The organism is Cellulomonas iranensis NBRC 101100 = JCM 18110 (genome assembly GCF_001552375.1).
GTDB classification, from domain to species: Bacteria; Actinomycetota; Actinomycetes; order Actinomycetales; family Cellulomonadaceae; genus Cellulomonas; species Cellulomonas iranensis.
Map to the genome: position 1 here is coordinate 24363 of NZ_BCRB01000046.1, position 6393 is coordinate 30755.

Annotated in this window: 9 protein-coding genes; 2 read left to right on the forward strand and 7 right to left on the reverse strand. The window is 73.5% G+C overall.

Annotation, left to right across the window (positions count from 1 at the left end):
* Positions 1-279: 279 nt before the first annotated feature.
* Complete coding sequence (locus CS2_RS10955) at positions 280-978, forward strand: class I SAM-dependent methyltransferase (protein ID WP_156442102.1); 699 nt, start codon at positions 280-282, stop codon at positions 976-978.
* A gap of 164 nt (positions 979-1142) precedes the next feature.
* Here the strand turns inward: CS2_RS10955 and CS2_RS10960 are convergent, their stop codons facing one another.
* Positions 1143-1598 (reverse strand): energy-coupling factor ABC transporter permease, encoded by a 456-nt coding sequence (locus CS2_RS10960; protein WP_070320024.1) that lies wholly within the window; start codon positions 1596-1598, stop codon positions 1143-1145.
* A gap of 126 nt (positions 1599-1724) precedes the next feature.
* Between CS2_RS10960 and CS2_RS10965 the strand changes: the two genes are divergently transcribed.
* On the forward strand, positions 1725-2957 hold the full coding sequence (locus tag CS2_RS10965; RefSeq protein WP_070320030.1) for a pyridoxal phosphate-dependent aminotransferase: 1233 nt from the start codon (positions 1725-1727) through the stop codon (positions 2955-2957).
* A gap of 84 nt (positions 2958-3041) precedes the next feature.
* On the opposite strand, the gene CS2_RS10970 is transcribed toward CS2_RS10965, so the two are convergent.
* From CS2_RS10970 to CS2_RS10995, 6 genes are all read right to left on the reverse strand, one after another.
* Complete coding sequence (locus CS2_RS10970; RefSeq protein WP_070320025.1) at positions 3042-3533, reverse strand: hypothetical protein; 492 nt, start codon at positions 3531-3533, stop codon at positions 3042-3044.
* Complete coding sequence (locus tag CS2_RS10975) at positions 3530-3892, reverse strand: response regulator (protein WP_201775286.1); 363 nt, start codon at positions 3890-3892, stop codon at positions 3530-3532. Before CS2_RS10975 ends, CS2_RS10970 begins: the two co-directional genes overlap by 4 nt.
* Positions 3893-3926: 34 nt before the next feature.
* On the reverse strand, positions 3927-4379 hold the full coding sequence (locus CS2_RS10980) for a chemotaxis protein CheX (RefSeq protein WP_046530138.1): 453 nt from the start codon (positions 4377-4379) through the stop codon (positions 3927-3929).
* Entirely contained in the window at positions 4376-4762 is a 387-nt protein-coding gene (locus CS2_RS10985) for a response regulator (RefSeq protein ID WP_070320026.1), read from the reverse strand. The genes CS2_RS10980 and CS2_RS10985 overlap by 4 nt, the downstream gene beginning before the upstream one ends.
* Entirely contained in the window at positions 4759-5778 is a 1020-nt protein-coding gene (locus CS2_RS10990; protein WP_082740104.1) for a CheR family methyltransferase, read from the reverse strand. The genes CS2_RS10985 and CS2_RS10990 overlap by 4 nt, the downstream gene beginning before the upstream one ends.
* On the reverse strand, positions 5775-6393 hold a 619-nt coding region (locus tag CS2_RS10995; RefSeq protein ID WP_169798644.1), incomplete at its 5' end, for a CheB methylesterase domain-containing protein. The genes CS2_RS10995 and CS2_RS10990, both read right to left, overlap by 4 nt.

Genomic DNA, 6393 nt, shown 5'->3' on the forward strand with positions numbered 1-6393 from the left:
CTCGACGCTCGACGGTGCCGCAGACAGTGACACGTGTCATCACGCAGTCGCAACCCTTTGTGACAGGGCAATCCTTCTGATCGTCGGTTCAAGACGTTCGTTCAGCACGCGCGCTTTCCTGTGTTTTCCTGCGAACATGCCGAGAAATCACCGCGCAGGCAGCGGCGTGCAGATCACCCTCCTCGACGCGCCGCTTCCAGCCTGCGGAACGGACACACAGACGCGACGCCCCGCACTCAGTACGCTGAGCGACACCGCACCGGCGACGAGAGGCGAGCAATGACACCCGTGACGGACGAGCAGATCGCGGAACAGATCGCCTACTACTCCAGTCGTGCGCCGGAGTACGAGGACTGGTGGCACCGCCGCGGTGTGTTCGACAAAGGCCCCGAGGTCAACGCACGGTGGGAGGCGGAGGCCGCGCAGGCGCTCGCGGCGCTGACGTCGCTCGACCTCGGGTCCGACGCCCTCGAGGTGGCACCCGGTACCGGCACGTGGACCGTGCACGTCGCGCCGCGGGTCGCGCGGCTCACGCTCGTCGACGGCTCGCAGGCGATGCTCGACCTCAACCCGGTCGCCGCACGGGAGGACGTGCGCACGGTCGTCGCCGACATCTTCGCCTGGGACACGGAGGAGCGGTTCGACTCGGTGGTCTTCACCTTCTGGATCTCGCACGTCCCGCGCGAGCGGCTCGACGCTTTCTTCGCCGGCGTGGCACGCTGGCTGCGCCCCGGCGGTCGGGTGTTCTTCGTCGACGACGCACCCGTCGCGGCGACCGAGTCGCACGTCGCGGGCACCGCGGGCCAGACCATGGTGCGCCGGCTCCAGGACGGCCGGGAGGCCACGATCGTCAAGAACTTCTACCGCCCCGACGAGCTCAGAGCGGCGGCCGACGCCGCCGGCATCGACCTGGACGTGCGCAGCACGCCGACCTACTTCCAGTACGCCACGGGCGTGCGACGGACCGAGCCGGACTGACCGCTCGTCGGTGCTCGCGCGCGACGGGCACCAACGGCACGGTCCGCTTCGACGGCGCCCGCGACGACCAGGCCACCGCCTGCCGCGTCACCGCATCGCCCGACCCGGCGCCAGGCGCCGCCTGCCGGGCATGCCGCTGCGCCCCCTCGACCAGTCCGCCGAGCTCACGGGCGTACTCCACGCGGCCGGCGGACGCCCCGCGACGCGCGCGCACGTCGACGCCGGGCCCGCGGCGTCCGTGACGGGCCCGCCCACCCGACGAGCACGCCGACGACCGCCATGAGCGTCACGTTGGTGCCGAGCGCCGTGAGGCCGCCGTCGGCGAACAGCAGCGCCTGCACCGTGAGCACGACGGTCATCGACAGCAGCCCCCACGCGGGGCCGAGCAGCGCCGCGGCGAGGGCACCGCCGATGAGGTGCCCGCTCGTGCCGGCGGCGACGCGGTAGTTGAGCATCTGGAGGCCGAAGACCGTGGCCGTGGTGGCCGCGATCATGGCGGGGTGGGGCGCGGCGTCGGCGCGGCGGCGCGCGCGGACCGCTGACCCGACGACCGCCGCGCCGGCGACGAGGCCGGTCGTGACGGACACGGGGTCGGACAGGACGTGGTCGGGGACGTGCACGGTCGGTCTCCTTCGTGTCGGTCGTTCGCACGGGCGTCTGGCCTCCCGCATGCCCGCCCTCCGACCAGGCCACGACTCGCCCGGTGGCCACGGCGGCGGCCCGTGGCGCAGGGATACGCTCGCGGCATGCTGCTGCGCCCCCTCGACCAGTCCGCCAAGCTCAAGGGTGTCCTCTACGAGATCCGCGGCAAGGCCCTCGACGAGGCCGCCCGCATGGAGGCCGAGGGCCGCAAGGTCCTCAAGCTCAACACGGGCAACCCCGCCGCGTTCGGGTTCGACGCGCCGCACCAGATCGTCGCCGACGTCATCGCCGCCGTGCCGCACGCGCACGGGTACACCGAGTCCCGCGGCATCCTGTCCGCGCGCCGCGCGATCGTCACGCGCTACGAGACGGTCGAGGGCTTCCCGACGTTCGACGTCGACGACGTCTACCTGGGCAACGGCGTCTCCGAGCTCATCACCATGACCCTGCAGGCGCTGCTCGACGAGGGCGACGAGGTGCTCATCCCGTCGCCCGACTACCCGCTGTGGACGGCCATGACGAGCCTGTCCGACGGCAGGCCCGTGCACTACCGGTGCGACGAGTCGACCGGCTGGGAGCCCGACGTCGAGCACATCCGCGAGCAGATCACGCCGCGCACCAAGGCGATCGTCGTCATCAACCCCAACAACCCCACGGGGGCGGTGTACCGGCGCGAGGTGCTCGAGGAGATCGCGCAGGTCGCGCGCGAGCACAGCCTGCTGCTGCTCGCGGACGAGATCTACGACCGGATCCTGTTCGACGGCGCGACGCACGTCCCGATGGCCTCCGTCGCGCCCGACCTGCTGTGCCTCACGTTCAACGGGCTGTCCAAGACGTACCGCGTGGCCGGCTTCCGGTCCGGGTGGGTCGTGGTGACCGGGCCGCAGCAGCACGCGCAGGGCTTCCTCGAGGGCATGACGCTGCTCGCGTCGACCCGGCTGTGCCCCAACGTGCCCGCGCAGCACGCGATCCAGGCGGCGCTCGGGGGCGTGCAGTCCATCGAGGCGCTCGTCGCGCCCGGCGGGCGGCTGCACGAGCAGCGCGAGGTCGCGTGGGAGGGCCTCACGAGCATCCCCGGCGTCACGTGCGTCAAGCCGGACGGCGCGCTCTACCTGTTCCCGCGGCTCGACCCCGAGGTGTTCGGGATCGTCGACGACGCGCAGCTCGTCTACGACCTGCTCGTCAGCGAGCAGATCCTGCTCGTGCAGGGCACGGGCTTCAACTGGCCCACGCCCGACCACCTGCGGGTCGTCACGCTGCCCGAGGCGCGCGTGCTGGCCGACGCGGTCGAGCGCATGGGCAACTTCCTGTCGTCGTACCGCCAGACGCCGCGCTGACGGCGCCGCGCGCCGACAGGCGCAGGCAGGCAGGGGCCCCGGCACCACGTGCCGGGGCCCCGTCTCGTGCGGCGGTGCCGCGCGTCAGATGACGAGCAGCGAGAAGCCGCCCGACCCGTAGCCGTCGACCGTGAGGTCGAGGTCGAGCCGGCGCACGTACGCACGCACCCACGGCTTCGCGTCGTGCGGCAGCGCCTCGCGCGGCGAGCACACGGCGTCGAGCCGCACGTGCGGCGTGCCCTCGGAGTTCATGAGGGACGCGACGACGTTGAGCACCTCGCGCGCGTTCTCCTCGAGGAAGTCCTCGAGCATGAGCGAGACCGCCGACTCCTGCGCCGTGGGCGCCGGGACCAGCCCGATCGCGGCACCCACGTACGCCGACAGCGGCACGTCCATCAGGCAGATCGCCTTGAGGCCGAGCAGCCGGTCGACGTACAGCCCGACGAGCGCACCGCCCTCCGACTCGGGGTCCACCATCGCGGCGCCCGTGCGCACGTCGACCGACCGGCCCAGCAGGCCCTCGAGCAGCTCACGGACGTCCTTCGCGGACGGCAGCGGGACGATGTCCGAGCTCATGCCAGCACCGGCTCGATGACCTCGCGGAACCCCTCGGGCGTGAAGGGCTTCGCGATGAGGAACAGCGCACCCTCACGGTCCGCGAGCTCGCGCATCTCGGGCGACCCCTCGGACGTCACGAAGCCCAGCGGCGTCGTGAAGCCCTCGGCGCGCAGGCGGCGCAGCAGGTCGATGCCCGTCATCTCGGGCATGTTCCAGTCGGACAGGATGACGTCCGGCTCGTCGGCGCGCACGGCCTCGAGCGCCTGCGCGCCGTCGGCAGCCTCACGGACCTCCCAGTCGTAGCCGGCCTGCCGCAGGGTACGGATGACGATCTGCCGCATCACGCGGCTGTCGTCCGCGACCAGGACGCGGATCATCGGACTCCTCCTCGGTGTCGGTGGGTCGTGGGGGTCACGCTGCCCCCCGGACGCGGAGCACGAGCGGGCGCCCGCGCCAGTCGAGGACCACCTCGGTGACGAGCACCGAGCCCGGCAGCCCCGGGTCGTGGTCGGCCACCTGCGGCAGGCCCAGCGTGCCCTGCGTCGGCAGGAGCGCCTTGACGTTGCCGCCGACGACGTTGGCGACCTCGCCGAACGCGTCGTGCAGGTCCTCCTCGAGGACCGGCTCGTCGGCGCCCATCTGCAGCAGCGCGCGCGCCAGGTCGTCGGCGGTCGCGCGCTCGGTCGTCACGGACGCGCGCCCGGCCCAGCCGCCGTGCAGGTCGACCCACGCGACGACCGGCACCTGCCACGCGGGCACGTCGCCGAACCACTGCGAGACCGTGCCGGACTCGCCGTCGACCATCGCGGTGAACAGCTCCTCGGCGATCGCGTACACGTCGTCGCCGGCGATCAGCGTGGTCATGCGCTCTCCCCCACCGGCACGAGCCCGAGCAGCTCGAGCTTGTCCCGGATCGCGTCCGTGGTGAACGGCTTGATGAGGTACTCGTGCGCGCCCGCTGCCAGGGCACGCACGATCTGGCCGTGCTCGCTCTCGGTGGTCACCATCATGAGCGTCATGTCCCGCCACTGCGGGTTCTGCCGCACGCGCGTGACGAACGTCAGACCGTCCATCACGGGCATGTTCCAGTCGATGCACGCGAGCGCGGGCACGGGCTCGTCGCCGGCGAGCAGGTCCAGCGCGTGCTGGCCGTGCTCCGCCTCGACGGGCTCGAAGCCCAGTCCGCGCAACGTCTGCCCGACGATGCGGCGCATCGCTCTCGAGTCGTCGATGACGAGTGCTCTCATGTCAGCCCTGCTCCTCGGGTGGACGTGGGTGCGAAGACCGAGCCGGCCGGGCGGGCCGGGGTCGGCAGGACGGGCCGCGGCGGGACCGCGGCGGACGCCGGGCGTGCGGGCACCCCGGCGAGCGTGGACCGCGCCGCCGCGAGCGACGCGGCGGTGGCGGTGGCGGCGGTGGTCGGCGCGGCGGCGGGTGCGGCCGCGGCCGCGCGTCCGCCGGCCGAGCGGTAGACGGTCGCGCGGTCGAGGACGACGCGCTCGTAGTCGTCGTGCACGCCGATCGTGGTCTCGGCGGCGCCGAGCACGAGGTACCCGCCGGGCCGCAGCGCGGCGCGCACGCGCTCGAGCACCGCGCGCTTGGTGGGCAGGTCGAAGTAGATGAGCACGTTGCGCAGGAACACGACGTCGAACGGACCGCCGGGCGGCGGCACGTCGAGCAGGTTGTGCTGACGGAACGTGATCCAGCGGCGCAGCTCGTCGGACACCTGCCACCCGGACCCGTGGCGCTGGAAGTGCCGCACGAGCGTCGGGGCGGGCAGGCCGCGGTTGACCTCGAGCTGCGTGTACGTGCCCGAGCGCGCGCGCTCGAGGACCTGCTCGTTGAGGTCGGTCGCGGTGATCTCCACGGCGACCGTCGGCACGAGCACCTCCTGCAGCGTCATCGCGATCGAGTACGCCTCCTGCCCGGTCGAGCAGGCCGCCGACCACACGCGCAGCCGGCCGAGGCCGCCGGCGCGCAGCTCGGGCACGATGTGCCGGCGCAGCGCGTCGAAGGGCGCGACGTCGCGGAACCACGACGTCTCGTTGGTCGTGAGGGCCTCGACCACCACGGCCGTGCGCGCGGGCGACGGGTTGGCGCGCAGCTGCGCGACGAACTGGTCGACGCCGGACGCGCCGGCCTCGCGCGCGAGCGGCAGCAGCCGCGACTCGACGAGGTACTCCTTGCCGGGCTCCAGCAGGATCGCGCTGCGCCGCCGCACGAGGTCCGCGACGAACGTGAACGTGTCGTGGCTGATGGTCACGCGGCACCTCCCGCCACGGGCGCGCGGCGCGCGTCCTCGACCGTGCGGGCGACGGCCTGCGCCATCTCGGCGAGCGGCACGACGCGGTGCGCCCAGCCGGCGGTCGCGACCGCCCCGGGCATGCCCCACACGACGCTGCTGGCCTCGTCCTGCACGACGACCGTGCCGCCCGCGCCGACGATGCGCTCGGCGCCGGCACGCCCGTCGGCGCCCATGCCGGTGAGCACGACGCCGAGGAGGTCGCCGCCGACCGCCGCCACGGCGGAGCGGAACAGCACGTCCACCGCGGGGCGGCAGAAGTTCTCGGGCGGCGCCTGCGTGAGGGCCGTGACGAGCGCACCACCCGCGCGGCGGACCTCGAGGTGGTGGTCGCCGGGTGCGACGTACACGTGCCCGGGGCGCAGGGTCTCGCCGGCCGCCGCCTCGGCGACGGTCCACGGGCCCAGACGGTCGAGCCGCTGCGCGAGCTGCCGCGTGAACACGGGCGGCATGTGCTGCACGACCGCGACCGGCACGGGCAGCGCCGGCAGCGCCGTGATCAGGCGGGACAGGGCCTCGGGGCCGCCGGTCGACGACCCGAGCACGACGAGCCGCACGGGGCGCGGCGCGGGGGCC